General features: G+C 60.5%; 26 protein-coding genes. 12 read left to right on the forward strand and 14 right to left on the reverse strand.

The window, feature by feature from the left end:
* Nucleotides 1-163: 163 nt before the first annotated feature.
* On the reverse strand, nucleotides 164-1,303 hold the full coding sequence (locus CKW25_RS10955) for a glycerate kinase (protein ID WP_095079195.1): 1,140 nt from the start codon (nucleotides 1,301-1,303) through the stop codon (nucleotides 164-166).
* Between the two features lie 408 nt (nucleotides 1,304-1,711).
* Here CKW25_RS10955 and rarD point away from each other — a divergent pair, with 408 nt between their 5' ends.
* Nucleotides 1,712-2,602, forward strand: a complete 891-nt coding sequence (gene rarD, locus CKW25_RS10960) for an EamA family transporter RarD (RefSeq protein ID WP_095079242.1) — start codon at nucleotides 1,712-1,714, stop codon at nucleotides 2,600-2,602.
* A gap of 59 nt (nucleotides 2,603-2,661) precedes the next feature.
* Here rarD and hppD read toward each other — a convergent pair whose 3' ends face one another.
* Both hppD and CKW25_RS10970 read right to left on the reverse strand, forming a co-directional pair.
* Nucleotides 2,662-3,738 carry a 4-hydroxyphenylpyruvate dioxygenase gene (hppD, locus tag CKW25_RS10965; RefSeq protein WP_095079196.1) on the reverse strand — a complete coding sequence of 359 codons (1,077 nt, stop codon included), beginning with the start codon at nucleotides 3,736-3,738 and terminating at the stop codon, nucleotides 2,662-2,664.
* A 250-nt stretch (nucleotides 3,739-3,988) separates the two neighbouring features.
* On the reverse strand, nucleotides 3,989-4,939 hold the full coding sequence (locus CKW25_RS10970) for a DMT family transporter (RefSeq protein WP_095079197.1): 951 nt from the start codon (nucleotides 4,937-4,939) through the stop codon (nucleotides 3,989-3,991).
* A gap of 268 nt (nucleotides 4,940-5,207) precedes the next feature.
* On the opposite strand from CKW25_RS10970, the gene CKW25_RS10975 reads away from it, so the two are divergent.
* From CKW25_RS10975 to CKW25_RS10985, 3 genes are all read left to right on the forward strand, one after another.
* The gene (locus CKW25_RS10975) at nucleotides 5,208-6,080 is read left to right on the forward strand and encodes a LysR family transcriptional regulator (protein WP_095079198.1); all 873 of its coding nucleotides are present in this window, start codon (nucleotides 5,208-5,210) and stop codon (nucleotides 6,078-6,080) included.
* Between the two features lie 115 nt (nucleotides 6,081-6,195).
* Complete coding sequence (locus tag CKW25_RS10980) at nucleotides 6,196-7,731, forward strand: EAL domain-containing protein (RefSeq protein WP_095079199.1); 1,536 nt, start codon at nucleotides 6,196-6,198, stop codon at nucleotides 7,729-7,731.
* Nucleotides 7,732-7,979: 248 nt separating this feature from the next.
* Entirely contained in the window at nucleotides 7,980-8,342 is a 363-nt protein-coding gene (locus CKW25_RS10985) for a histone-like nucleoid-structuring protein, MvaT/MvaU family (RefSeq protein WP_095079200.1), read from the forward strand.
* Nucleotides 8,343-8,520: 178 nt separating this feature from the next.
* On the opposite strand, the gene CKW25_RS10990 is transcribed toward CKW25_RS10985, so the two are convergent.
* The gene (locus CKW25_RS10990) at nucleotides 8,521-9,057 is read right to left on the reverse strand and encodes a DUF4946 domain-containing protein (RefSeq protein ID WP_095079243.1); all 537 of its coding nucleotides are present in this window, start codon (nucleotides 9,055-9,057) and stop codon (nucleotides 8,521-8,523) included.
* A 176-nt stretch (nucleotides 9,058-9,233) separates the two neighbouring features.
* Between CKW25_RS10990 and gloA the strand changes: the two genes are divergently transcribed.
* A complete protein-coding gene (gene gloA, locus CKW25_RS10995) occupies nucleotides 9,234-9,755 on the forward strand; it encodes a lactoylglutathione lyase (protein WP_095079201.1) in 522 nt (173 codons plus the stop codon).
* A 144-nt stretch (nucleotides 9,756-9,899) separates the two neighbouring features.
* On the opposite strand, the gene ahpF is transcribed toward gloA, so the two are convergent.
* The 4 genes from ahpF to galU all read right to left on the reverse strand — a co-directional run bounded on the left by ahpF (nucleotide 9,900) and on the right by galU (nucleotide 14,865).
* Nucleotides 9,900-11,462, reverse strand: a complete 1,563-nt coding sequence (gene ahpF, locus CKW25_RS11005; RefSeq protein ID WP_095079202.1) for an alkyl hydroperoxide reductase subunit F — start codon at nucleotides 11,460-11,462, stop codon at nucleotides 9,900-9,902.
* A 124-nt stretch (nucleotides 11,463-11,586) separates the two neighbouring features.
* Nucleotides 11,587-12,150, reverse strand: a complete 564-nt coding sequence (gene ahpC / locus CKW25_RS11010; protein ID WP_095079203.1) for an alkyl hydroperoxide reductase subunit C — start codon at nucleotides 12,148-12,150, stop codon at nucleotides 11,587-11,589.
* A 213-nt stretch (nucleotides 12,151-12,363) separates the two neighbouring features.
* Nucleotides 12,364-13,722 (reverse strand): glutathione-disulfide reductase, encoded by a 1,359-nt coding sequence (gene gorA, locus CKW25_RS11015; protein WP_095079204.1) that lies wholly within the window; start codon nucleotides 13,720-13,722, stop codon nucleotides 12,364-12,366.
* A 303-nt stretch (nucleotides 13,723-14,025) separates the two neighbouring features.
* Nucleotides 14,026-14,865 carry a UTP--glucose-1-phosphate uridylyltransferase GalU gene (gene galU, locus CKW25_RS11020; RefSeq protein ID WP_095079205.1) on the reverse strand — a complete coding sequence of 280 codons (840 nt, stop codon included), beginning with the start codon at nucleotides 14,863-14,865 and terminating at the stop codon, nucleotides 14,026-14,028.
* A 284-nt stretch (nucleotides 14,866-15,149) separates the two neighbouring features.
* Here galU and CKW25_RS11025 point away from each other — a divergent pair, with 284 nt between their 5' ends.
* The gene (locus tag CKW25_RS11025; protein ID WP_095079206.1) at nucleotides 15,150-15,338 is read left to right on the forward strand and encodes a hypothetical protein; all 189 of its coding nucleotides are present in this window, start codon (nucleotides 15,150-15,152) and stop codon (nucleotides 15,336-15,338) included.
* 128 nt (nucleotides 15,339-15,466) lie between these two features.
* Complete coding sequence (locus tag CKW25_RS11030; protein WP_095079207.1) at nucleotides 15,467-15,748, forward strand: hypothetical protein; 282 nt, start codon at nucleotides 15,467-15,469, stop codon at nucleotides 15,746-15,748.
* A 21-nt stretch (nucleotides 15,749-15,769) separates the two neighbouring features.
* Here CKW25_RS11030 and CKW25_RS11035 read toward each other — a convergent pair whose 3' ends face one another.
* From CKW25_RS11035 to CKW25_RS11050, 4 genes are all read right to left on the reverse strand, one after another.
* Entirely contained in the window at nucleotides 15,770-16,000 is a 231-nt protein-coding gene (locus CKW25_RS11035; RefSeq protein WP_095079208.1) for a hypothetical protein, read from the reverse strand.
* Nucleotides 16,001-16,290: 290 nt separating this feature from the next.
* Nucleotides 16,291-17,175, reverse strand: coding sequence for a c-type cytochrome (locus CKW25_RS11040; protein WP_371854999.1), 885 nt, complete (start codon nucleotides 17,173-17,175; stop codon nucleotides 16,291-16,293).
* 35 nt (nucleotides 17,176-17,210) lie between these two features.
* Complete coding sequence (locus CKW25_RS11045; RefSeq protein WP_256577958.1) at nucleotides 17,211-17,858, reverse strand: cytochrome c; 648 nt, start codon at nucleotides 17,856-17,858, stop codon at nucleotides 17,211-17,213.
* Nucleotides 17,859-17,970: 112 nt separating this feature from the next.
* Complete coding sequence (locus CKW25_RS11050; RefSeq protein ID WP_095079211.1) at nucleotides 17,971-18,321, reverse strand: hypothetical protein; 351 nt, start codon at nucleotides 18,319-18,321, stop codon at nucleotides 17,971-17,973.
* Between the two features lie 210 nt (nucleotides 18,322-18,531).
* On the opposite strand from CKW25_RS11050, the gene CKW25_RS11055 reads away from it, so the two are divergent.
* The 5 genes from CKW25_RS11055 (at nucleotide 18,532) to ada (ending at nucleotide 21,727) form a co-directional block, all read left to right on the forward strand.
* Complete coding sequence (locus tag CKW25_RS11055) at nucleotides 18,532-18,834, forward strand: DUF1883 domain-containing protein (protein WP_095079212.1); 303 nt, start codon at nucleotides 18,532-18,534, stop codon at nucleotides 18,832-18,834.
* A gap of 34 nt (nucleotides 18,835-18,868) precedes the next feature.
* Nucleotides 18,869-19,039 carry a hypothetical protein gene (locus tag CKW25_RS26655; RefSeq protein ID WP_095079213.1) on the forward strand — a complete coding sequence of 57 codons (171 nt, stop codon included), beginning with the start codon at nucleotides 18,869-18,871 and terminating at the stop codon, nucleotides 19,037-19,039.
* A 112-nt stretch (nucleotides 19,040-19,151) separates the two neighbouring features.
* A complete protein-coding gene (locus CKW25_RS11065) occupies nucleotides 19,152-19,913 on the forward strand; it encodes a 2OG-Fe(II) oxygenase (RefSeq protein ID WP_095079214.1) in 762 nt (253 codons plus the stop codon).
* Nucleotides 19,903-20,580, forward strand: coding sequence for a DNA oxidative demethylase AlkB (gene alkB / locus CKW25_RS11070; protein WP_095079215.1), 678 nt, complete (start codon nucleotides 19,903-19,905; stop codon nucleotides 20,578-20,580). The genes CKW25_RS11065 and alkB overlap by 11 nt, the downstream gene beginning before the upstream one ends.
* 85 nt (nucleotides 20,581-20,665) lie before the next feature.
* Entirely contained in the window at nucleotides 20,666-21,727 is a 1,062-nt protein-coding gene (gene ada, locus CKW25_RS11075; protein ID WP_095079216.1) for a bifunctional DNA-binding transcriptional regulator/O6-methylguanine-DNA methyltransferase Ada, read from the forward strand.
* Here the strand turns inward: ada and CKW25_RS11080 are convergent.
* Nucleotides 21,724-22,182, reverse strand: coding sequence for a GyrI-like domain-containing protein (locus CKW25_RS11080; RefSeq protein ID WP_095079217.1), 459 nt, complete (start codon nucleotides 22,180-22,182; stop codon nucleotides 21,724-21,726). The two genes, ada and CKW25_RS11080, sit on opposite strands and share 4 nt — an antisense overlap.
* A 17-nt stretch (nucleotides 22,183-22,199) precedes the next feature.
* Nucleotides 22,200-23,183: an MDR family oxidoreductase gene (locus CKW25_RS11085; protein ID WP_095079218.1), complete on the reverse strand. Its 984-nt coding sequence runs from the start codon at nucleotides 23,181-23,183 to the stop codon at nucleotides 22,200-22,202.
* Nucleotides 23,184-23,392: the final 209 nt, after the last annotated feature.

Raw genomic sequence — 23,392 nt, forward strand, 5'->3', positions numbered from 1 at the left:
GCCTACAAAACTTGTGTGGCAGTTCGACTCATGACGCCAACACTGCAAAAAAACGCCCTGTCGCTCTGCCGGATCGCAATGACCGGGGTGAATTAGGCGCCGGTTTTTTTGGCCGCGATACTGTCAGAGTTGACAGGTGGTTGTTTGTACAGGCGGCAAGGATTCAAGCCTTGAGTGCCATTCGCCAGACCCGTGCGACACCCCCTGCCCGCTCGCGCAGCAGTCGCGGTGCCTCGGTACAGGCCTGCGCCAGGCTCATCGGCCCCGAAGGCAAGGCAAACGCGGCATCGACACCGTGCTCATACATCTGCTCGTAGCCGTCGCCCAAGGTGCCAGCAATGACGATTACCGGTACCGCCTGTTGTCGGGCAATGCGCGCCACACCGAAGGGCGTTTTTCCCCGTAGTGTCTGCGCGTCGAAACGCCCCTCGCCGGTGATCACCAGATCGGCTCCCCGAACGGCGTCCGCCAACCCGACAAGTTCAGCCACGACTTCCACGCCCGGACGAAATTGCGCGTTCAAAAACGCCTTGGCCGCAAACCCCAAGCCTCCCGCTGCGCCGCTGCCAGGTTCGTCGCGCAGATCCTTGCCCAGCACGTGCGCGCAGTGATCGGCAAAGTGCCCGAGGGCACGATCGAGTTGTTGTACCTGTTCAGGCGAAGCACCTTTTTGCGGACCGAAAATGGCCGAGGCGCCATGGGGGCCGCAGAGTGGATTGTCGACGTCGGCGGCGATTTCGAAACGGACCTGGGCCAGGCGCGAGTCCATTCCCTTGAGTTCAATTCGGGCCAGGTCTTCGAGCGCCAGGCCACCGTGACTGATCGCTTGCCCCTGGGCATCGATCAAGCTCACGCCCAAGGCGTGCATCGCCCCAGCGCCACCGTCGTTGGTGGCGCTGCCGCCGATGGCCAGGATGATGCGCCGGGCACCGGCATCCAGCGCGGCACGAATCAACTCGCCGGTGCCAAAGGTACTGCTGATGCAGGCATCGCGCTGGCCCAACGGCACCAACTGCAGCCCACTGGCTTCAGCCATTTCGATGATCGCGGTGTGGCTTTCGGGCAGCCAGCCCCAATGGGCCTCCACCGTTTCGCCGAGAGGCCCTTGCACACGCGTGCTGCGCCGTTCGCCGGCACAGGCGGCGAGAATGGCCTCGACCGTGCCCTCACCACCGTCGGCCATCGGGCACTTGACCAACTGCGCATCCGGCCACACATCGGCCAGCCCCAAGGCAATGGCATCGGCCACGCCCATGGCACTCAGGCTGTCCTTGAACGAATCGGGGGCGATGACGATTTTCATGTGATTTCTCCAGTTCCAATGCCCCCATGCTGCCAGCCGGCACGGACAATAACGCCGGTCCGCTGCACAATCGGTTGTAGGGATTATTGTTCATTTCCACAAAACCCTGCGGGAGACACATTCCCCCGTGGGAGCGGGCTTGCCCGCTCCCACGGGGGGAATGGTGTCGTTCACGGGTTGGTGTCTCGGGTAACACCCGTGGCGAGCGAGCTTGCTCGCGCTGGGGTGCGAAGCGCCCCCAACACGACTATTGCGGGGGTTCAGATAAACCGGGTGACCAGTTTTGGGGCTGCTGCGCAGCCCAGCGCGAGCAAGCTCGCTCGCCACAAGGGCAGCGCACACATCCGCAGGGCAATCCACGCTATTCTCTGCCCTCTTGATTTCCCCCCCGTGTTTGGCGAGGACTGCGTGTCTAAAGGTATCGCTCTATCGGTGTCAGCCTCGGTGCTGTTCGCCGTCATGTATTACTACACTTCCTTGCTGTCGCCACTGGACGGCGTGGAAATCTTTGGCTGGCGCATGCTGCTGACCGTGCCGTGCATGACCGTGTTCATGCTGGTGTCGGGCGAATGGAAACGGGTCGTCGAGATCCTGCGGCGGGTCGCCGGCAAACCGGCGCTGCTGGGTGGCTTGCTGCTGTCGTCGGCCTTGCTCGGCGTGCAGCTCTGGCTGTTCATGTGGGCACCACTGAACGGTCACAGCCTCGATGTTTCGCTGGGCTACTTCCTGCTGCCCCTGACCATGGTACTGACCGGGCGCATGGTGTATGGCGAACGGCTGTCGCATCTGCAGAAGATTGCGGCGTTCCTGGCCACCCTTGGCGTGCTCAACGAGTTGTATCAGGTGGGCAGTTTTTCCTGGGCGACCTTGCTGGTGGCCATCGGTTACCCCACCTATTTCGTGCTGCGCCGACGCCTGGCAGCGGACAACCTCGGCGGTTTGTGGCTGGACATGGCGCTGTTGCTGCCCGTGGCCTACTGGGTCGTGCACCATGGCGAACAAGGCTTTGGGGTGTTCGATCAGCACCCGTGGCTGTCGTTGCTGATTCCCGTACTCGGGATCATCAGTGCATCGGCGCTGGTGGTGTACATCATCGCCAGCCGCCTGCTGCCATTCAGCCTGTTCGGGCTGCTCAGCTACGTCGAGCCGGTGCTGCTGCTGGGGGTTGCGCTGCTGCTGGGAGAGAGCATCAAGGCGGGGGAATGGCTGACCTACATTCCGATCTGGCTGGCGGTGCTGGTGCTGGTGTTCGAGGGCTTCAAGCACCTGGTCCGGCAGCAACGAAAATCGATGTCATAAACCAGAACGCCCGGTCAGGTTTGAAACCTGACCGGGCGTTTTTTTACAGCGTCAGAACCTTACTCGGTGGCCAGCACGCCACGGCGTACCTGATCGCGCTCGATCGATTCGAACAGCGCCTTGAAGTTGCCTTCGCCGAAACCATCGTCGCCTTTGCGCTGGATGAATTCGAAGAACACCGGCCCCATCAGGGTTTCCGAGAAGATCTGCAGCAGCAGGCGCTTGTCGCCTGCTTGCGAAGAGCCATCCAGCAAAATCCCGCGCGCCTGCAGCTCGCCCACCGGCTCGCCGTGGTTCGGCAAGCGGCCTTCGAGCATTTCGTAGTAGGTCTCGGGCGGCGCGGTCATGAAGCGCATGCCGATGCTTTTCAGGTGATCCCAGGTCTTGATCAGGTCATCGGACAGGAAGGCAACGTGCTGGATGCCCTCGCCGTTGAACTGCATCAGGAACTCTTCGATCTGCCCCGCGCCCTTGGACGACTCTTCGTTCAGCGGGATGCGGATCATGCCGTCCGGCGCGGTCATGGCCTTGGAGGTCAGGCCGGTGTATTCGCCCTTGATGTCGAAGTAGCGGATCTCACGGAAGTTGAACAGCTTCTCGTAGAAGTTCGCCCAGTAGGCCATGCGACCGCGGTACACGTTGTGGGTCAGGTGGTCGATGATCTTCAGGCCCGCGCCGACCGGGTTGCGGTCAACACCCTCGATGAACACGAAATCGATGTCATAGATCGAGCTGCCTTCGCCAAAACGGTCGATCAGGTACAACGGCGCGCCGCCGATGCCTTTGATCGCCGGCAGGTTCAGCTCCATCGGGCCGGTCTCGATGTGAATCGGCTGGGCGCCTAGCTCCAGTGCCCGCTTGTAGGCCTGTTGCGAGTCCTTGACGCGAAACGCCATGCCGCACACCGAAGGACCGTGTTCGGCCGCGAAGTACGAGGCCACGCTGTGGGGTTCGTTGTTGAGAATCAGGTTGATCGCGCCCTGGCGATACAGGTGCACGTCTTTGGAGCGGTGGGTCGCGACCTTGGTGAACCCCATGATCTCGAAGATCGGTTCAAGGGTGTTCGGGGTTGGCGATGCCAGTTCGATGAACTCGAAGCCCATCAGGCCCATTGGGTTTTCGTATAAATCTGCCATGGTTGGCGCCTCATCATGCTTTTTCTGGAATTAACGGATCGTTAGTTTCGAGCAATGCTGAGTGCGACAGGTGGCGCGCAGGAGATTCCTCGCACACTGCGGGCGAGAAAATCACCGTAGATCAATTGGAACCCAAATATCTTCATTGTCGACCCAAGGCTTTTACGGGCGAGGCTTCTGCTGCCAGAAGACGTTATTCTTATATGCGTAACCCGATTCTACACAGCGTAAAACGGTTTGTCCGCCTTCTCTATAAAATCCCCCTTTTTCGCGCCAGTGCAAAGGGTTTGTTGCACAGGTAGATGCCCAGCAGAATCACCCCGCCGCCCAGGTACATCGCGCCGCTCATCTGCTCGTCCAGCAGCAGCGCGCCCAGGATCACCGCGGTCAGCGGGTTCAACGCGATGAACACCCCGGAACGGGTGGCGCCGATCTGGCGGATCCCGTCGTAGTACCCGATATAGGCCAAAGCCGAGCCCAGCACGCCCAGATACAACAGGCTCGACCACTGCCCTGCCTGCAGGTCGATGAGTGCCTCAAGACTCACCTCACCCCACACGGCACTGGTCGCCCAGAGCATCAGGGTACCCAGCACAATCGAGTAAGTAACGGTGTGCAGCGGCCCCAGCGCCTGATTCAGCCCTCTGGAACACAACGAGTAGATGCCCCACCCCAGCACGCAACCGAGTATCAGCACATCCCCCAGCCAGGTGTCTGCCGCCGCCCCGTCGAGCGCCGAGGGGTTGCGCCCGAGAATGACCACGCCGGCACCGACCAGGCACAGTGCGATACCCACGACTTTGATCCCGCTCAGCCGTTCCTTGAACAGCAGCCACGAAGCCAGGCCAATCACGGCCGGGTTGAGCGCCACGATCAGCGACGCCCGCGACGCGTTGATCAACTGCAAACCGTAAAAGAAACACAGGTTATAGAAGAAGATCCCGAAGAACCCCAGCAGCGCCAACTGCCGCCACTGCCTGAATGTCGGGCGTACCAGCGGGATGCGCGCCGCGGCCATGAACAGCAGCAGCGCCAGGCTCGCCAGCAGGAACCGCAGGCTGGCGGCCAACAACGGCGTCAGTCCGTCCGCCAGAAACCGGCCGGCCACAAAGGTGCCGCCCCAAATCATGGTGACGGCGGCAAGTTTCAGGTAGACGGGCACATCCGACTCACGGGAACGGCTCTGGACAAGGCTTTTCATGAGACTCCCGAGAAAAATGTCACGCTGATGGCGCAATGCTGTTCAGTTAAGGAACACAGGTCGCATTTGTAGGAGCGAGCATGCTCGCGATGGACGTTAACGATTACGCGTGCTTTCTGAGTAACTGCGTTGCCCTTGGGTTCATCGCGAGCACTCGAGCGTCGACCGGCTGCTCCTACAAAAGTCGGCGTTCACTTAACTCACTGGCATTGCGCTGATGGCGTATTCTTCACCTCATGATCGATCATCGTAAAATGAGTAAAGACTCATGACACTGACCCAGCTCGAGATATTTTCCCGGGTGGCCGAACTGCAAAGCTTCACCAGCGCGGCCAACCGCCTGGGCATCAGCCAGTCGGCGGTGTCCCACGCCATCAAGTCGCTGGAGCAGGAATTGGGCGTCGAGTTACTCAGAAGGCATCCGTCCCGGGTTGAACTGAGCGACATCGGCCAGCCGTTGCTGCTGCGTGCCCGCGCCATGCTCGGCCTGGCCAGTACCTTGCGCCAGGAGGCGGCGGATGCCCGCGGCATGAAGCGCGGCACGCTGCGCATTGGCTCATTCGGTCCGACCTCTTCGATCAAGCTGCTGCCAATGATATTGCAGCAGTACCGCGCCACCTGGCCCGGGATCGAGGTACACATTGATGAGGGGCCTGACCGACAGGTCGTGCAGTGGCTGGAGGAACGGCGCATTGATGTGGGCTTTGTGGTGCTGCCCGAGGAACGCTTCGACACCTTTGCCCTGGTCGAAGACCAGATGGTGGCATTGATCCCGCAACAACACCCCCTCGCCCAACGTGACAGCCTGAGTTTGAGCGACCTGTGCCATGACCCGTTCATCCTCACCGAAGCCGGCTCGGCGGAACTGGTATCGCGCTTGTTCAGTGCGGCCCGGCTGACGCCGGATATCCGCTATCGCAGTTCGCAACTGCTCAGCACCCTGGAAACCGTCAGTCGCGGCGACGCCCTGACGATCGTTGCCGAAGGCTCGCTGCCCGATACCCGGCAGCCGCGCTATGTAAAGCGACCGCTGTCGCCCAAGGTCAAGCGCCAGGTCGGGCTGGCGGTATTGGACGAGCGCCAGGCATCACCGGCCACGCTGGCGTTCATCAAGCTGGCACGTCAACTGGACTACCGTTGAAAAGCACAAACGCCAAGCGCCATCTATCATCCCCGGTACCAACGTTCTTCGGGGGAGGCATGCCCTTGCCACGCCTGCATTTGACTGCCCTATTCCATCGTCACAGGTTTCACCCATGCCACTGACCCTCAAGCCCCGCCGAAAACCCGCCGTTCGCAATGCCATCACCGTGCTGGCCGGCCTGGTTCCCGTGCTGTTGGGCGTGATCATTCTGCACATGCAAGCCGAATTCCGACTCACGCAAAACACCCATCAGACCGCCGTCGAGGCTGTGCGCCAGTTCGACCTGATGCTCGACAACACCGCCCACGCGGCCCAGGTGCTGCTGCCCCTGGCCGGACAGCCCTGCGCCGATGTCACGCTGGCCTTGCGTGAACAAGTCACCCGCCGGCCTTTTGTGCGCTCGACCAATCTGGTGTGGGACAACAACCTGTATTGCAGTTCATTGTTTGGCGACTTCAAGCAATACGTCGACCCCGGCGAGTACACCCAGGGCAAGTTGTGGCTGATGAGCGGCAACCCGGTCACCCCCGACACCGCACTGCTGGTGTATCGCCTCAGTGAAGGCCGGCAAGGCGCCCTGACCACGCTGGATGGCTATCACCTGAGCAATGTCCTGCGCCTGATCGGTCGCCAGACCTTGTTGCGACTGCAAGTCGGTGACAGCTGGTTGACGGTCGATGGCAAGGTCCACGAGACCCCGCCTCCCGAGTTGCCGGTCGCCCGCAGCAGTCTGCAGTCCTCACGGTATGCCTATGGCGTGGAAGCCGGCTTTCCCGAGGGTGAAGTCTGGCGTTACATGGCCAGTGAATACCCGCCGCTGTTCAGCCTGTTGATTTTCTTTGGCGTGATCGCGGGCACCATCGCCCACTGGCTGCAAAAACGCTCGTCGTCGCCCAGCCTGGAATTGCAGCGCGCACTGGAGGCCGGCGAGTTCGTCCCCTACTTTCAGCCCGTGGTGCATGGCGACAACAAACAATGGGCCGGGGTCGAAGTCCTGATGCGCTGGAAGCACCCGAAAGAAGGCGTGGTGCCTCCCGACCTATTCATTCCATTCGCCGAGCATTCGGGCCTGATTGTACCGATGACGCGTTCGCTGATGCGCCAGACCGCCGCCTTGCTTGCGCCCCATACCCAACACTTGAACGAGTTGTTCCATATCGGCATCAACATCACCGCCAATCACTGCCAGGACCTGGCACTGGTCGACGACTGCCGGGAATTCCTCGCGGCCTTCTCGCCGGGCTCGGTGGCGCTGATTCTGGAACTGACGGAACGCGAGCTCATTGTGCCCTCCCCCGTGACCCTTCAACTGTTCGAGCAACTGCATGAGCTAGGGGTGAAGATTGCAATCGACGACTTCGGTACCGGGCACTCCAGCCTGGGCTACTTGCGCCAGTTCAATGTGGACTTCCTGAAAATCGACCAGAGTTTCGTGGCGATGATTGGGGCCGATGCCTTGTCCGGGCATATATTGGAAAGCATCATTGAACTCTCCGGAAAACTCGATCTGGGTATCGTCGCCGAAGGCGTGGAAACGCTGCAGCAGAGTGATTATCTCGCCCAGCATGGGGTCAACTTCCTGCAAGGCTACCTGTATGGTCGCCCCATGCCCGGTGCAGACTTTATTATCGAGCTCAAGAATCACTAAGCCCTCGGTAAAATTGCCCTGGGAAGTAGCCGCCCCATGATTAGGCGCACACCCTTGCATCAAACCGTCAAGCGATCTTACATCTTGAAAAAGACATGATTTACTCCAAGGCAATTAACTACTACAATTTTTCCTGCCTGAGCAAGATTGACAGGTGAGCCACTATCCCCCCGAGTCGCTACAAGGCTCTTGGCTTATAGCTTTGTTGGCGGTATGTATCAGCCAAACACACTATTGGAGTAAAGATATTGTCCAGACTCGCTGAATTTCGTGCAGCTGAAAAGGCCCTTCAAGAGCAGCTCGCGCAGCTGGAATCGCTGAAGAACGACGCCGGGCTGAAGAAAGAAATCGAATTCGAAGAAAAGCTCCAGGGGCTGATGAAAACCTACGGCAAGAGCCTGCGCGACATTATCGCCATCCTCGACCCGAACCCCAAGTCCGGCCTGCAGCTGGCCGCCGCCCCCAAGACCCGCCGCGCGCGCGTGGTCAAGGTTTATCAGAACCCGCACACCGGTGAGCTGATCGAAACCAAGGGCGGTAATCACCGCGGCCTGAAAGCCTGGAAGGAACAATACGGCGCCAGCACCGTTGATTCCTGGCTTCGCGCTTAAGTCTTCGACGCCACGCCAAAAGCCCTGCACATGCAGGGCTTTTTCATGCCTGGCATGATCGTCGATCTAGTTACAAAAGCCGATAAATCCCGAGGCGCCACAAGATAACTTTTTATATAGTCCATTGGGATAATCAGCCTGCGTCACCGCGCCGAAATCACAGACCCCGGCGCCCCCATCAAAGTTTCAAACTATTTCGGAAGTCCTGTATTTCACCCTGGCTTTTTGCATAAGCCTCGGCCTGGCCGGCATAGGAGAAAACATAGACCTTATCGCCATCCAGCGCAGCGACCACGGTTTGCGACAACAGGGCCTGGCCATTACGGGTAACCGTGCAGGTGGTTTCCAGGGCCGATAACCGGCTCAATGTAGCGGGATGGATCTTGTTGCACACACTCTGATAGCCGCCTCGAAAAAAGTCCTTCTGTATCGACTTGCGCATTTCCAGCAGGACACCCTGCACATTGACTTCATGCCCGACTTCAACCTGGCTCATGGTCAACTCCATGACCAATACCGGATCACCATTTTCATCGTTTTTTATCGCACGTTGCCTAACGACCTGCGGCGAACTGGGTGCGGGTTCCGCCTCTTGCGTCAGTGCTTGCACCTGCCAGCCACTGGGCCAGGCGATCTCGGGAAGTGCCGGCTGCGCACTCGCGACAGCCGAAAACAGACAGGTGAATACGAACAGGGATTTATACAGTCGGATCATCACGCAGAACACTGGCGGGGCGAGCGTCAAAGTCTGAGCCCAGCCGCTCGCCCAGGCAATAGCCCAAGGTTTTACTTTGGCGCAACCCGGTCCGTTGCGTATCATTGGCACACCGCAAGCCCAAGGACAGCTACTGTCCGGAGCGTCGTTTGCCCCACTTGTTTTCCGGAGGGCCCATGAGCCTGCACGAACTGAATACCTTCCCCGGCGTCACCGCCCAACCTGACACCGCCACCCAGCAATTCGTCTTCAACCACACCATGCTGCGAGTCAAGGACATCACCAAGTCCCTGGACTTCTACACGCGCATCCTGGGCTTCACCCTGGTGGAAAAGCGTGACTTCCCGGAAGCCGAATTCAGCCTGTATTTCCTCGCGCTGGTCGACAAGAACCAGATCCCCGCCGACCCGGCGGCCCGCACCCAGTGGATGAAGTCGATCCCGGGCATCCTGGAACTGACCCACAACCACGGCACCGAGAACGACAGCGATTTCGCCTACCACAACGGCAACACCGACCCACGCGGTTTCGGCCATATCTGCATTGCCGTCCCCGACATTCGCGCCGCATGCGAGCGCTTCGAAGCCCTGGGCTGTGACTTCCAGAAACGCTTGAATGACGGCCGCATGAAGAGCCTGGCCTTCATCAAGGACCCGGATGCGTACTGGGTTGAAATCATTCAGCCGGCGCCGCTGTAACCCCCGCCACATTCGCTCTGCAGGAGCGAGCGTGCTCGCGATAAGCCTCAGACCGCCGCGGGGGGCCAGCCTTCCCGCGTTATCGTTGGCGACCATTGCGAGCACGCTCGCTCCTACAAGGTTTTGTGTTTTCAGCCCAAGGCTTTATGCAGGGGCCGAGGTGCGGATCAGGTGATCGAAGGCACTCAGCGATGCCTTGGCACCCTCGCCCACGGCAATCACGATCTGCTTGTACGGCACGGTCGTCACGTCGCCAGCGGCGAACACGCCCGGGATCGACGTCTCACCCCGGTTATCGACGATAATCTCGCCCCGCGGCGACAGTTCGACGGTGCCCTTGAGCCAGTCGGTGTTGGGCAGCAAGCCGATCTGGACAAAGATCCCTTCCAACTCCACATTCAAGGTCTCGCCTGACTGACGATCCTTGTAATGCAAACCGTTGACCTTCTGACCGTCACCGGTGACTTCCGTGGTTTGTGCATTCGTGATCACGGTGACGTTCGGCAGGCTGTGCAGCTTGCGCTGCAGGACGGCGTCGGCACGCAACTGCACATCGAACTCCAGCAGGGTCACATGGGCGACGATACCGGCGAGGTCGATGGCCGCCTCGACGCCGGAGTTACCACCGCCAATCACGGCCACGCGCTTGCCTTTGAACAGCGGACCATCGCAGTGCGGGCAGTACGCCACGCCCTTGTTGCGGTATTGCTGCTCACCCGGCACGTTCATTTCGCGCCAGCGCGCACCGGTGGCCAGAATCACGGTCCTGGCCTTGAGGCTGGCACCGCTGGCGAACCTGACCTCATGCAGTTCCCCATGCTTGCCCGGCACCAGGGTATCGGCGCGTTGCAGGTTCATGATGTCGACGTCGTACTGCTTGACGTGTTCTTCCAGCGCCACCGCCAGCTTCGGCCCTTCGGTCTCCTGCACGGAAATGAAGTTCTCGATGGCCATGGTATCCAGCACCTGGCCGCCAAACCGCTCGGCGGCAACACCGGTGCGAATCCCCTTGCGGGCGGCGTAGATCGCCGCCGACGCACCGGCCGGGCCACCGCCGACCACCAGCACGTCAAAGGCGTCCTTGGCGCTGATTTTCTCGGCCTGGCGCTCAATGGCACTGGTGTCGAGCCTGGCGATGATTTCTTCCAGGCCCATTCGCCCCTGGCCGAAGTTCACACCGTTCAGGTAGACGCTGGGCACGGCCATGATCTGGCGCTCAGTGACTTCGTCCTGGAACAACGCGCCATCGATGGCGACGTGACGGATATTCGGGTTGAGCACCGCCATCAGGTTCAGCGCCTGGACCACGTCCGGGCAGTTCTGGCAGGACAGCGAGAAGTAGGTTTCGAAGTTGAACTCGCCTTTGAGCGAGCGGATCTGTTCGATCACCTCACTGCTGGCCTTCGAGGGGTGACCGCCGACTTGCAGCAAGGCCAGCACCAACGAAGTGAATTCGTGGCCCATGGGGATGCCGGCGAAACGCAGGCTGATATCGGCGCCCGGGCGATTGATCGAGAACGACGGTCTGCGCGCATCGTTACCGTCGTCGCGCAAGGTAATCAGGCTGCAAAGACTGGCAACGTCTTTGAGCAGCGCGAGCATTTCCTGGGATTTCGCACCGTCGTCGAGGGAAGCAACGATCTCGATCGGCAGGGTGACCCGTTCCAGGTATGACTTCAACTGGGCTTTAAGATTGGCGTCCAACATACGGGCGATCTCCATTTTTGCATTCGTAGAAAAAACAACGCCCGAGCGAATCTCGCCCGGGCGTTTTCGAGGGCGGTGCGGCTAACGTGTTTAAGAGCTCATCGCCCTCGGTCGACTCACCGACTCAGATCTTGCCGACCAGGTCCAGGGACGGCGCCAGCGTGGCTTCGCCTTCCTTCCACTTGGCTGGGCAAACCTGGCCCGGGTGAGCCGCAACGTACTGGGCAGCCTTGATCTTGCGCAGCAGTTCGGAGGCGTCGCGACCCACACCGCCATCGTTCAGTTCGACGATCTTGATCTGGCCTTCAGGGTTGATCACGAAAGTGCCGCGGTCCGCCAGGCCAGCTTCTTCGATCAGCACGTCGAAGTTGCGGGAGATGACGTGGGTCGGGTCGCCGATCATGGTGTACTGGATTTTGCCGATGGCCGGCGAGGTGTTGTGCCAGGCCGCGTGGGCAAAGTGAGTGTCGGTGGACACGCTGTAGATCTCGACACCGAGCTTCTGGAACTCGGCGTAGTTGTCGGCCAGGTCTTCCAGCTCGGTCGGGCAAACGAAGGTGAAGTCGGCCGGGTAGAAGAACACGACAGACCACTTGCCTTTCAGGTCAGCGTCCGACACTTGCACGAAGTCGCCATTTTTGTAGGCGGTCGCTTTGAACGGTTTAACTTGGCTGTTGATGATAGGCATCGTTGACTCTCCGTCAGTGGTTAAGAACTTGATGGGAGAATCCTAACCAATGAGTCCGCTGATGGCTCATTGGATAACCTGATGCTGCTGATTGGTTTTGGCTATTAGCCGGTAGTATTAATAGAAGAAAAAAGTATCTGCATAAAAAAACGCTGGCTCTGGCAGGCACACTTCATGCACCGCCAGACACAGCGTCAGGTACCGCGAAGGCGCTTAACCCGCTACCGGGGTGCGCATCGTGACAAACTCTTCAGCGGCCGTAGGATGCACGCCGACGGTCTCGTCGAAGTCACGTTTGGTCGCGCCCGCCTTGAGGGCAATGGCCAGCCCCTGGACGATCTCGCCGGCTTCCGGCCCGACCATGTGGCAACCCAGCACCTTGTCGGTCCGGGCATCCACCACCAGTTTCATCAGGGTGCGCTCCTGGCACTCGGTCAGGGTCAGTTTCATCGGCCGAAAACGGCTTTCGAACAGTTGCACCTCATGCCCCGCTTCCCGGGCCTGCTCTTCAGTCAGGCCAACGGTGCCGATGTTCGGCAAGCTGAACACCGCCGTCGGGATCAGGTTGTAATCAACCGGACGATACTGTTCCGGCTTGAACAGGCGGCGCGCAACGGCCATGCCTTCGGCCAGGGCGACCGGCGTCAGTTGCACGCGACCGATCACATCGCCAATGGCCAGGATCGACGGTTCCGCGGTCTGGTACAGCTCATCGACTTCGACAAAGCCTTTGTTGTCGAACGTGACCCGGGTGTTTTCCAGGCCCAGGTTGTCCAGCATCGGACGTCGTCCGGTGGCGTAGAACACGCAGTCGGCCTGTAGCTGGCGGCCGTCCTTGAGGGTCACGTTCAAGCTGCCATCGGCCTGCTTGTCGATACGCTCGATGTCGGCGTTGAATTGCAGGTCCATCCCGCGCCGGGTCAGTTCTTCCTGCAGATGCTTGCGCACCGAGCCGTCAAAACCGCGCAGGAACAGCTCACCGCGATACAACAAGGTGGTCTCGGCACCCAGCCCGTGGAAGATCCCGGCGAACTCGACGGCGATGTAGCCACCGCCCACCACCAGCACGCGCTTGGGCAACGCCTTGAGGAAAAACGCCTCGTTGGAACTGATGGCGTGCTCGCGCCCCGGAATCTCCGGGATCTGCGGCCAGCCGCCAGTGGCGACCAGAATGGTTTTGGCGGTAAACCGTTGGCCGTTGACCTCGACCGTATGCGGGTCCAGCAACTTGGCGTGGCCTTCGTGCAGGGTCACGCCGCTGTTGACCAGCAGGTTGCGGTAGATGCCATTCAGGCGATTGATCTCGTGGTCTTTGTTGGCGATCAGCGTCGCCCAGTCGAAGTCGGCCTCGTCCAATGACCAGCCAAAGCCCCGGGACTGTTCGAAGTCCTCGGCAAAGTGCGCGCCGTACACCAGCAGCTTCTTGGGAACGCAGCCCACGTTGACGCAGGTCCCCCCCAGATAACGGCTCTCGGCCACGGCCACTTTCGCACCGAAGCCCGCAGCAAAGCGCGCCGCGCGTACACCACCGGAACCGGCGCCAATCACATATAGGTCAAAATCGTAAGCCATTTCACTCTCCTCGGCAGGCCACCAGCATACCTGCTGCCGCTTTGATGGTCAGCGCCGCGAACCGCAGGGTCCGAAAAATGAAAAAGCCACCCGAAGGTCAATGCCAGTCAGTTAGGAGATGAAGCCGCATTTGTAGGAGCGAGCGTGCTCGCGATGACCTCAAGAACAACGCGTTTATTCAGAAAACACGCGTTATCGTTAACGTTCATCGCGAGCGCGCTCGCTCCTACATAGGTTGGCGTTCGCTTAACTGACGGTATTAACCCGAAGGTGGCTTTTCAGTACAGGACGGTGACTCAGCTATCAGTAAGCCTTGCCCGTCTTGTAGAAGTGTTCGAAGCAGAAGTTGGTCGCCTCGATGTAGCCTTCAGCGCCACCGCAGTCGAAACGCGTGCCCTTGAACTTGTAGGCAATCACGCAACCGTCTTGCGCTTGCTTCATCAGGGCGTCGGTGATCTGGATCTCGCCGCCTTTGCCTGGCTCGGTTTCTTCGATCAGTTTGAAGATGTCCGGCGTCAGGATGTAGCGACCAATGATGGCCAGGTTGGACGGGGCATCTTCAGGCTTTGGCTTCTCGACCATGTTGCGCACGCGGTACAGGTCATCACCGATCAGGTCGCCGGCGATCACACCGTACTTCTGGGTTTCCTGAGGGTCTACTTCCTGGATCGCCACGATGGTGCAGCGGTACTGCTTGTACAGCTTGACCATCTGGGTCAGTACGCCGTCGCCTTCCAGGTTGACGCACAAGTCGTCCGCCAGTACCACGGCGAAGGGTTCGTCACCGATCAGTGGGCGACCGGTCAGGATCGCGTGGCCCAGGCCCTTCATTTCGGTTTGACGGGTGTAGGAGAACGAGCACTCGTCCAGCAGCTTGCGGATGCCGACCAGGTACTTCTCTTTGTCAGTACCCTTGATCTGGTTTTCCAGCTCATAGCTGATGTCGAAGTGGTCTTCCAGGGCGCGTTTGCCACGGCCGGTGACAATGGAGATTTCGGTCAAACCGGCATCCAGTGCTTCTTCGACGCCGTACTGGATCAGTGGCTTGTTCACCACCGGCAGCATTTCCTTGGGCATGGCTTTAGTCGCTGGCAGGAAGCGAGTACCGTAACCGGCTGCTGGGAACAAGCATTTCTTGATCATAAAAGTCCTTGAAAAGGCTGTGTATACGAGTTTTGGCGCAGTCTAATCAGACGGCGGGCACCTTACAATGCCCCGCACTGGCTAACCGGTGCCATCATAGAGAAAAATTCCGCGAGATAGTTCCGCAAGCGCATTGCACATGTCGTTTGCAAACGCACCCCAGGGATACGCCATGCACCCTCACAACCCCGCGAGGGCTTCACTTTAGACCAGAGAACTGGCCCGGACACGTTTGCTGCTATCGGCTATCATTGCGCGATTGAACCAGCCAACGAGGCAGATAGATGTCGGCAGTAAAGAGTGTGAACGGTTACCTGATCAACCAGGCCAAAGATGGCCAGTGGTGGGTCGACAGCGCCAGCGGCGAAAACATCGCCGGGCCTTTCCCCTCGCAAGCCATGGCGATTGAAGTGGCCTCGGTGCTGCAGGACACCCCGCCTGCGCCCAAGCGCCGTGGCGCCAAGCCTGAGTAACAGCTTACCTGTGCGAAAAAACCTGCCTGCCCGCAGGTTTTTTTGTGCGCGTTTGTAGCCTAATCGCCACGGGCTGTAGCATTCTTGCCCAAGGCAACTGCGCCCCTGCTGACTAATGGCTGCCACCCATGAAAAAATACCTGACGCTGATGGCGGTACTGCTGCTGGGCGGATGCGCCAGCGCCTCCAAAATCTACCTGGACGATGGCCAGCAAGGCCTGGCGATTGACTGTTCGGGCAGAGCCAACTCCTGGGCCAAATGCTACGAGAAAGCCGATGCATCCTGTGCCGGCACCGGTTACCGGATAGTGGGCACGGAGGGTACGCCGGCCCTCGACGAGAGCGAAAAGACCCTCGGCGCCGACGTCGGCAACTTCAAGAGCCGCAGTGTCGTAGTGGTGTGCAAGTAGCCTGCAAAGCGCGTTGACTCATCACATGTGTATTTCGGCGAACTTGATCCCGAGGCCGCGCACGGTCTCGATCAGGTCATCCAGCTGGCTGAAGGACTCGACCTCGTCATTGTCATCCACCAGGAAAAAGCTGCGCCCTGCGCTTTTCTTGAAAAAGACAATCCATTCCCCCGGGTTCGCCGGATTCTGAATCACATGGGTGGCAGAGATGTGACCCTCTGCATGCCGCTCTCTGACTTGCTCGCGTTTCATTGACTGCTCCAGAAATGACAATGCCGCCCAAGAGCGCAATGCTGTTCAGCTAAGGATAGGGTTGCTCAATACATCACCCGTGGCGAGCGAGCTTGCTCGCGCTGGGCTGCACAGCAGCCCCAAAAACGATCGCCGAGTTCGTTCTGAAAGACCGCAGTCGCTTTGTTGGGGGGGCGCTTCGCGCCCCAGCGCGAGCAAGCTCGCTCACCACGGGTCTCTCACTCGTTTCAAACGTTTCTTAACTGAACAGCATTACACTCAAGAGCGGCATTGTGTCGATAGACGACAGTTTATCGGATCCCTTGCCCGATCAGCACCCCATCCACTGTTTGCCCGTAGAGATTGACCCCATCGTTGGCATGGAACTTCACTCGGGTTTTCTCGATGGAGCCGTCGATCAGGCGTGGATCCTGCGGCCGTTCATGGCTGTTGATGAACGCCGCCACATCCCAGGCCTGCTGATCGCTCAGGCTTCTGGCCTTACCCAGCGGCATGTTGTATTGAATGAACGACGCCGCCGTGTTGATGCGGTGCATGCCGGCCCCCCAGTTGTAGGAATCCTTGCCCCACAGTGGCGGCATGACATAGTCCTGGCCGACTTTTTGACCTTGCCCCGCATCGCCATGGCAAATCGCACACTGCGTCTTGTAGACCTGTGCCCCTTGGGCGAGGTCATAGCCCTTGGCCGGCTGGGCCACATCAGGGTAGCCGCGCCCCGGTGACTCGACACCGAGCGGTGCCTTGGTCGACAGCCAATAGGCATAGGCCGACAACGCGGTAATCTCCGGCCCGTCGGCCGGTGGCGGCTTGCCGTTCATGCTGAACTGGAAACACCCCTGCAGGCGCTCGGCAAACGTGTTGACCTTGTCGTTCTTCTTGCGATACGCCGGGTACATCGGATAAGCCCCCCACAGTGGCGCGGAGTTGGGCAAGCGCCCTTGGTCAAGGTGGCAGTTGCTGCAATTGAGGCCATTGCCAACATACGCCGGTGCCTGGCGCCGGGTGTCGACAAACAGGCTGTGGCCCTGTCGCACCAGTTTGCCAAAGGCGTTGTCCGGCAATTCGTGTTCGGCCGGCGGTTGGAAGTAGGAAATATGACCGCCAGCCACTGCCGGGGTTTTCAACTCGGACTGGTCGTCCATGACCGTCTGCGCAGCGTACAGGTCGGCGCTCATCAACAGCAGGGACAATGGCGCGAAAGAATTGAATATCATGGCTTGGCCTCCTGGCTACCCAAGGTCGCGAAATAATCGGCGACTGCGGTGATCTCGTCCGGTGTCAGGGCTTTGGCGATGTGCCCCATCAAGTCATTCGGGTCGTTGTGCCGGGTGCCATCGCGCCAGGCGTTCAATTGCGCCACCAGATAGCTCGCCGATTGCCCGGCCAACGGCGGGAAGGCGCTGCCGACGCCCACGCCACCAGGACCATGGCACAGCACGCATTCGGGGATCTGCCGGTCCCAGGCACCGCGCAGCGCCAGGGTTTGCCCGACGTTTTTCGGCACGGCATCGCGCGTGATCCGGGGTGTTTCAGGCGCCGGCATGGCCGCCAACGCGTTGGAAACGGCCTGGATCTCATCGGCGGCCAGCGCGTTGGCCAAGGGCTGCATCACCGCGCTGACCCGCGAGCCACTGCGAAAATCGTTCAGTTGCTTGCGCAGGTACTCCGCGGACAACCCTGCCAATCGAGGAAAGCCGGCCGCCGGCATTCCCATACCATCCGCGCCATGGCAGGCAAAACAGGCGGTTGCCCCCGGCTGTACGCCGCCCTGGGTGAATATTTTCTGGCCATCCGCAGCCATCGCACTGCTGGCCGCCATGAGCATCAGGCCGCTCAACACCATCGGGTTGAATTCCATCTCGAACTCCATTCTTCTAGTTATATGCTTAGGCCTACTTTGCATAAGCTTATAAAGAGTAGGTGATGGGTCCGCCCATCACAACGCGAACTTGGGTTCGAGACGGTACGGGCTAGCCGGAAATGCACTCGTTGGCCGCCTTGCCGATATCGCCAGGGCGCATCGGCACGTTGGACAGGCTCTCATGCAGCTTGATGCTGCTGCCGCTGGAGCGTTCTTCGATATCAAACACCGCTGCCGGATCGGCGGAGAGTTTTCCAGGCACGATGACCTGCACGCCATCCTTGTGCGGTTCAATCTGTACCGCGCCACGGCTGGTGGCCAGTTTGTCGGCAACACAGGCGGCATATTCTTGTGGTTTCTTTCCTGAAATCACATTCATGGTGGGCAGCGTCTGATTGATGTCCGAGACTGTCGCACAACCACTCATCGCCAATGCCAGCAACAAAACGCCCCGCTTCATACAAATCCTCCAGTAAAGACCCTCCGACAGCACAAATACCGATTTTCTCCGGAGTGCAGCACTTTATTGCGTAATTAATCACGGATAACCGTTTTTAATTGTCAAACCCGGACCCAAGAGCCCGCTTTTCGGGTGTCGAGGCTGATAAACTGCGTCATCGCCCATGCTATCGTTTTGATTTTGTAGAAAAAGCCCTTCTGGAGGCGCCCCATGAAATTTATCCACCAGCGCGAGCACCTCAACGAAGATGACATCGTCGTCATCCAATGCTCCCAAACCTGCAACATCCGCCTGATGAACGACGCCAACTTTCGCAGCTTCAAAAATGGCGGACGCCACACCTACCACGGTGGCGCATTCGACACTTTCCCGGCGAAAATCACCGCGCCGAGCACCGGTTTCTGGAACATCACCATCGACACGGTCAACCGCCGACCGATCAGTGTGACCCGCAAGCCGACGCTGACGCACTCGATCAAGATCATTCGTCGGTCCAGCTCGAAACTCAGCTGATCCTCTATATACACTGTGACACACAGGTACGCTCGTGACTCAAACCACCAAGTACGTCATCAAGTACAAACTCAACGGCGAGCGCCGGTTCGAGTTCGCCCAACTGGTCAAGGGCACTGAAGACGAGGCCAGGGCCGCCCTTGCCGCCATCCATGGCGACAGCGCGGATGTCATCACTGACATCAGTGTGAGCAAGGCGCTGTAAGGTCGCCGACCGTCCTGGCAAGCACTCCGGAGTTCGACCGCAAGCACCGGAGTGTCACCCGCGCTTGAGCCTCCCAGACTGGTCATCCTCGACTCGGGTTCAGGAGCCAGCCATGTCCACCTCCCCGCACCACCACGACCGCCACGCCGCCCCTGCGACAGCCGGGCCGTCGCTGCTCGAGCGTATCGACACCCTCCCTTGGCCCGCGCTCGAGCACACCCTCGACCAGGACGGCTGCGCCAGCCTCAAGGGTCTGCTCACGGCCCGGCAATGCCGCGACCTTACGGCGCTGTACGCCGAGCCGACGCGTTTCCGCGCTCACGTGGTGATGGCCAGGCACGGCTTCGGGCGGGGCGAGTACCGTTACTTCAGCTACCCCCTGCCCTCGCTCGTCGAGCAATTACGCGGGGCGCTGTACACCCGGTTGGTGCCATTGGCCAATCGCTGGCATGAACGCATGGGCCTGCCCGGCCGCTTTCCCGCGGCGCACAGCGCGTTCTTGCAATGCTGTCATGCTGCGGGCCAGCAGCGTCCTACGCCTTTATTGCTGCACTACGGTCCGGGGGACTACAACTGCCTGCATCAGGATCTGTACGGTGAGCAGGTGTTTCCCCTGCAGGTGGCGATTCTGTTGTCAGCACCCGGTGTAGACTTCACCGGTGGCGAGTTCGTGCTCACCGAGCAGCGCCCCAGGATGCAATCGCGGCCCCTGGTGATGAGCCTTGAACAGGGCGATGCACTGATATTTGCGGTGAGCCAGCGCCCGGTGCAGGGCGTTCGTGGCGACTACCGGGTGAACATGCGCCATGGCGTCAGTCGTCTGCACAGCGGTGAGCGGCATACCCTTGGAGTGATTTTCCACGATGCGCAGTAATCACAGCCTCCCTTCGACCCTCGACCTGTTTGCCGGCGAAGACCGCCAACCGGCGCGGACCGAGCAGATTGGCGAACAGTCATTCGTACTGCGTGGCTTTGCCCAGCCCTGGGTGGCGCGCGTGCTTGCTGCACTGGAGCCTGTCTTGCAGCGAGCACCGTTGCGGAACATGGTCACGCCGGGTGGTTTCACCATGTCGGCTGCCTTGAGCAGTTGTGGCACGCTGGGCTGGACCACCGATCGCAGTGGCTACCGCTATACCCGCCTCGACCCGCTCAGCGACCAGCCTTGGCCAGAAATGCCTGCGGTCTTCCGGGAGCTGGCGCAGGCCGCAGCGATGGCAGCCGGCTTCTGCGACTTTATGCCGGACGCCTGCCTGATCAACCGGTACCTGCCCGGTGCGAAAATGTCCCTACACCAGGACAAAGACGAACGGTCCTATGCTGCGCCTATCGTGTCAGTCTCCCTGGGCTTGCCGGCGATCTTTCTGTTCGGTGGCTTGAAACGCAGCGACAAAAGCCGGCGAGTGTCGTTGTTTCACGGTGACATCGTGGTCTGGGGCGGCGTGGACCGTTTGCGCTATCACGGTGTGTTGCCTCTCAACGAGGGGCATCATCCACAACTGGGCGCACAGCGGATCAACCTCACCTTCCGCCGCGCGGGGTGACACCTGGAATTCGACCGCAAGCCGCGGAGTGCCTTCGACCTTCATACCGGGCAAGCTGGACTGAATCTTCAAAAGGTAACGCACCATGACCACCGCCAGGCACGCCACCGAACAAGACCCCCGCTGGGCCGCCGTACTGGCTCGCGACCCGCGCGCCGACGGTCAGTTTGTCTATGGAGTGAAAACCACCGGGGTCTATTGCCGCCCCAGTAGCCTGGCGCGCTTGCCGAAACCGCAGAACGTGGTGTTCTTCGACACCGAGGAACAAGCCCTGGCCGCGGGCTTCCGCCCCAGCAAGCGGGCCGCGGCGGATCAAACCCTGGTTGCCAGCCAGCACGCCACCCTGGTCGCCGCGGCCTGCCGACAGATCGAATCCGCCGACACCGTGCCCAGTCTCGGCGAACTGGCACACAGCGCGCGCATGAGTCCCTTTCATTTCCACCGCGTGTTCAAGGCCGTGACCGGCCTGACCCCCAAGGGCTACGCCACGGCCCAGCGTTCACGCCGGGTCCGCGAACGGCTCGAAGTGGCGGGTTCGGTGACCGATGCGCTGTATGACGCCGGGTTCAACTCCAACAGTCGCTTCTACGAATCCGCCGATCAGGTGCTCGGCATGACCCCTGGCGATTACCGCGCCGCGGGCCAGAACACCGATATTCACTTTGCCGTAGGCCAATGCTCGCTCGGGGCGATCGTGGTGGCACAGAGCGAGCGCGGGGTGTGCGCGATTCTCCTCGGTGACGATCCCGATACCCTGGTCCGCGACCTGCAAGATAAGTTCCGGCAGGCCAACCTGATCGGCGCGGACCCGGATTTCGAGCAACTGATCGCCAAGGTGGTGGGTTTCATCGAAGCCCCCGCCTTGGGCCTGGACCTGCCGCTGGATGTGCGCGGCACCGCGTTTCAGGAGCGGGTCTGGAGAGCGTTACGGGAGATTCCGCTGGGCAGCACCGCCAGTTACGCCGAGATTGCCCGGCGTATCGGTGCGCCCAAGGCGTTCCGCGCCGTGGCCCAGGCGTGCGGGGCCAACAACCTGGCAGTGGCGATACCGTGCCACCGGGTAGTGCGCAGCGATGGCGACCTGTCGGGCTATCGCTGGGGGGTGGAACGCAAGCGTCAGTTACTGGCGCGCGAAAGCCGGCCTTAGAAAATGCCGATGTGCACGGCCACGCTGTCGGGGCCGGTGTAGGCCTCGAAGTCGGTGGCAAACCGGCGCTGAGTCTGCGGATGCTCATCGAAATACGCCCACACCCGCCCCCAGGCCTCGATCACACTGCCCGGCATCGGCCCCTTGGCATCGAACACCAGGTACTGGCCGCCCTGCACTTCAAGGCTGTGGTAATCGGTCGGGGCCTCACTGACGGCCACCCCCGCCAACACGTCAAACGCCCCACTCGCGTCGGATTCATATTGGCTGTACACGCCATACACCCACGAATCCGCCATCTTGCCGGCGATCTTGTCGTACAGGCCTTCGCTGAAAAAGCATTGCCACATCGGGCCGATCCTGGCGGTCGACGCCTGTTGCTCTGCCGCATTGAGCGTACGCACGCGCAATCCGGCGACACGAAACGGCTGTACTTCCAGTTGTTTGACGCCCATGAACACCTCCTCCTTGATTAACGATTCACATCCACCACCACGCGCCCACGCACCTCGCCGGCCAGCAGCCGTGGCGCAAGCTCGATGGCATCGCTGAGGCCGATCTCGTGACTGATCAGTGACAGCAACCCCAGGTCCAGGTCCCTGGCCAGTCGGTCCCAGGCTTCAATGCGTCGAGCCTTGGGCTGAGTCACGCTGTTGATTCCGGCCAGGGTGATGCCGCGCAGGATAAAGGGCGCGACGGAGCCCGGAAAGTCCATGCCCTGGGCCAGCCCGCACGCCGCCACCGTACCATTGGCCCGGGTGCTGGCGCAGGCATTGGCCAGGGTATGGCTGCCGACCGAGTCGACCACCGCCGCCCACCGTTCCTTGGCCAACGGTTTGCCGGGGCCGGACAGGCTGGCGCGATCGATGATCTCGCGGGCGCCCAACTGCTTGAGGTAGGCATGCTCCGAGGGGCGACCGGTGCAAGCGACCACCTGGTAGCCCAGCGCGGACAACAGGGCGATGGCGAAACTGCCGACACCACCGTTGGCCCCGGTCACCAACACCTCGCCCTGGTCCGGCGTCACGCCGTTGCGCTCCAGCGCCAGGATGCACAACATCGCGGTGTAGCCGGCCGTACCAATGGCCATGGCCTGGGCTTCGGTAAATGCACGCGGCAAGGCAATCAGCCAGTCACCCGCAAGCCGCGCCTTTTGCGCCAGCCCACCCCAGTGCCCTTCCCCCACGCCCCAGCCGTTGAGCAGCACTTTGTCGCCAACCTTGAAGTCCGGATGCTCGCTGACCTCCACCGTGCCGGCCAGGTCGATCCCGGGAACCATCGGAAATCTGCGCACCACAGGGCTTGAGCCGGTGATCGCCAACCCATCCTTGAAGTTCAGGGTGCTGTACGCCACACGCACCGTGACATTGCCCTCGGGCAACTGATCGTCGTCGATCTCTCGCAAACTGGCCTGGTACGCGCCGTTATCGTTCTCAATCAAAATGCCTTTGAACATCGCTGTCTCCTGATTGGATGGGTCGCCGTGAGCTGAGTCCAGGCCAGTACCTTCGCAGTCATAGCGCAAAAAATCCATGACCGATGGCACATGCCAGGGCTATGATTTTTACCCTCTGGGCCAGAATCGCCGATGCCAGCACCGTAATCCCTGATAGTGGCTGAGCCAACGCTATCGCGGACAAGCGGCGCGTCACCCGGCCCGTTTTA

This window comes from Pseudomonas sp. Irchel s3h17 (assembly GCF_900187505.1).
In the GTDB taxonomy this organism is placed as follows: domain Bacteria; phylum Pseudomonadota; class Gammaproteobacteria; order Pseudomonadales; family Pseudomonadaceae; genus Aquipseudomonas.

Excerpts from the sequence above, each read along its gene's own strand:
- alkB (WP_095079215.1), top strand. The coding sequence starts at position 19,903 with ATGCGCAGTAATCACAGCCTCCCTTCGACCCTCGACCTGTTTGCCGGC.
- ahpF (WP_095079202.1), bottom strand. The coding sequence starts at position 11,462 with ATGTTGGACGCCAATCTTAAAGCCCAGTTGAAGTCATACCTGGAACGG.
- gloA (WP_095079201.1), top strand. The coding sequence starts at position 9,234 with ATGAGCCTGCACGAACTGAATACCTTCCCCGGCGTCACCGCCCAACCT.
- CKW25_RS11085 (WP_095079218.1), bottom strand. The coding sequence starts at position 23,183 with ATGTTCAAAGGCATTTTGATTGAGAACGATAACGGCGCGTACCAGGCC.
- CKW25_RS10980 (WP_095079199.1), top strand. The coding sequence starts at position 6,196 with ATGCCACTGACCCTCAAGCCCCGCCGAAAACCCGCCGTTCGCAATGCC.
- CKW25_RS11030 (WP_095079207.1), top strand. The coding sequence starts at position 15,467 with ATGAAAAAATACCTGACGCTGATGGCGGTACTGCTGCTGGGCGGATGC.
- CKW25_RS11025 (WP_095079206.1), top strand. The coding sequence starts at position 15,150 with ATGTCGGCAGTAAAGAGTGTGAACGGTTACCTGATCAACCAGGCCAAA.
- CKW25_RS11080 (WP_095079217.1), bottom strand. The coding sequence starts at position 22,182 with ATGGGCGTCAAACAACTGGAAGTACAGCCGTTTCGTGTCGCCGGATTG.
- CKW25_RS11055 (WP_095079212.1), top strand. The coding sequence starts at position 18,532 with ATGAAATTTATCCACCAGCGCGAGCACCTCAACGAAGATGACATCGTC.
- CKW25_RS11065 (WP_095079214.1), top strand. The coding sequence starts at position 19,152 with ATGTCCACCTCCCCGCACCACCACGACCGCCACGCCGCCCCTGCGACA.
- hppD (WP_095079196.1), bottom strand. The coding sequence starts at position 3,738 with ATGGCAGATTTATACGAAAACCCAATGGGCCTGATGGGCTTCGAGTTC.
- ahpC (WP_095079203.1), bottom strand. The coding sequence starts at position 12,150 with ATGCCTATCATCAACAGCCAAGTTAAACCGTTCAAAGCGACCGCCTAC.
- ada (WP_095079216.1), top strand. The coding sequence starts at position 20,666 with ATGACCACCGCCAGGCACGCCACCGAACAAGACCCCCGCTGGGCCGCC.
- CKW25_RS10970 (WP_095079197.1), bottom strand. The coding sequence starts at position 4,939 with ATGAAAAGCCTTGTCCAGAGCCGTTCCCGTGAGTCGGATGTGCCCGTC.
- CKW25_RS11045 (WP_256577958.1), bottom strand. The coding sequence starts at position 17,858 with ATGGAATTCAACCCGATGGTGTTGAGCGGCCTGATGCTCATGGCGGCC.
- CKW25_RS10955 (WP_095079195.1), bottom strand. The coding sequence starts at position 1,303 with ATGAAAATCGTCATCGCCCCCGATTCGTTCAAGGACAGCCTGAGTGCC.
- gorA (WP_095079204.1), bottom strand. The coding sequence starts at position 13,722 with ATGGCTTACGATTTTGACCTATATGTGATTGGCGCCGGTTCCGGTGGT.
- CKW25_RS11035 (WP_095079208.1), bottom strand. The coding sequence starts at position 16,000 with ATGAAACGCGAGCAAGTCAGAGAGCGGCATGCAGAGGGTCACATCTCT.
- CKW25_RS10975 (WP_095079198.1), top strand. The coding sequence starts at position 5,208 with ATGACACTGACCCAGCTCGAGATATTTTCCCGGGTGGCCGAACTGCAA.
- CKW25_RS11040 (WP_371854999.1), bottom strand. The coding sequence starts at position 17,175 with ATGAGCGCCGACCTGTACGCTGCGCAGACGGTCATGGACGACCAGTCC.
- CKW25_RS10990 (WP_095079243.1), bottom strand. The coding sequence starts at position 9,057 with ATGATCCGACTGTATAAATCCCTGTTCGTATTCACCTGTCTGTTTTCG.
- CKW25_RS11050 (WP_095079211.1), bottom strand. The coding sequence starts at position 18,321 with ATGAAGCGGGGCGTTTTGTTGCTGGCATTGGCGATGAGTGGTTGTGCG.
- galU (WP_095079205.1), bottom strand. The coding sequence starts at position 14,865 with ATGATCAAGAAATGCTTGTTCCCAGCAGCCGGTTACGGTACTCGCTTC.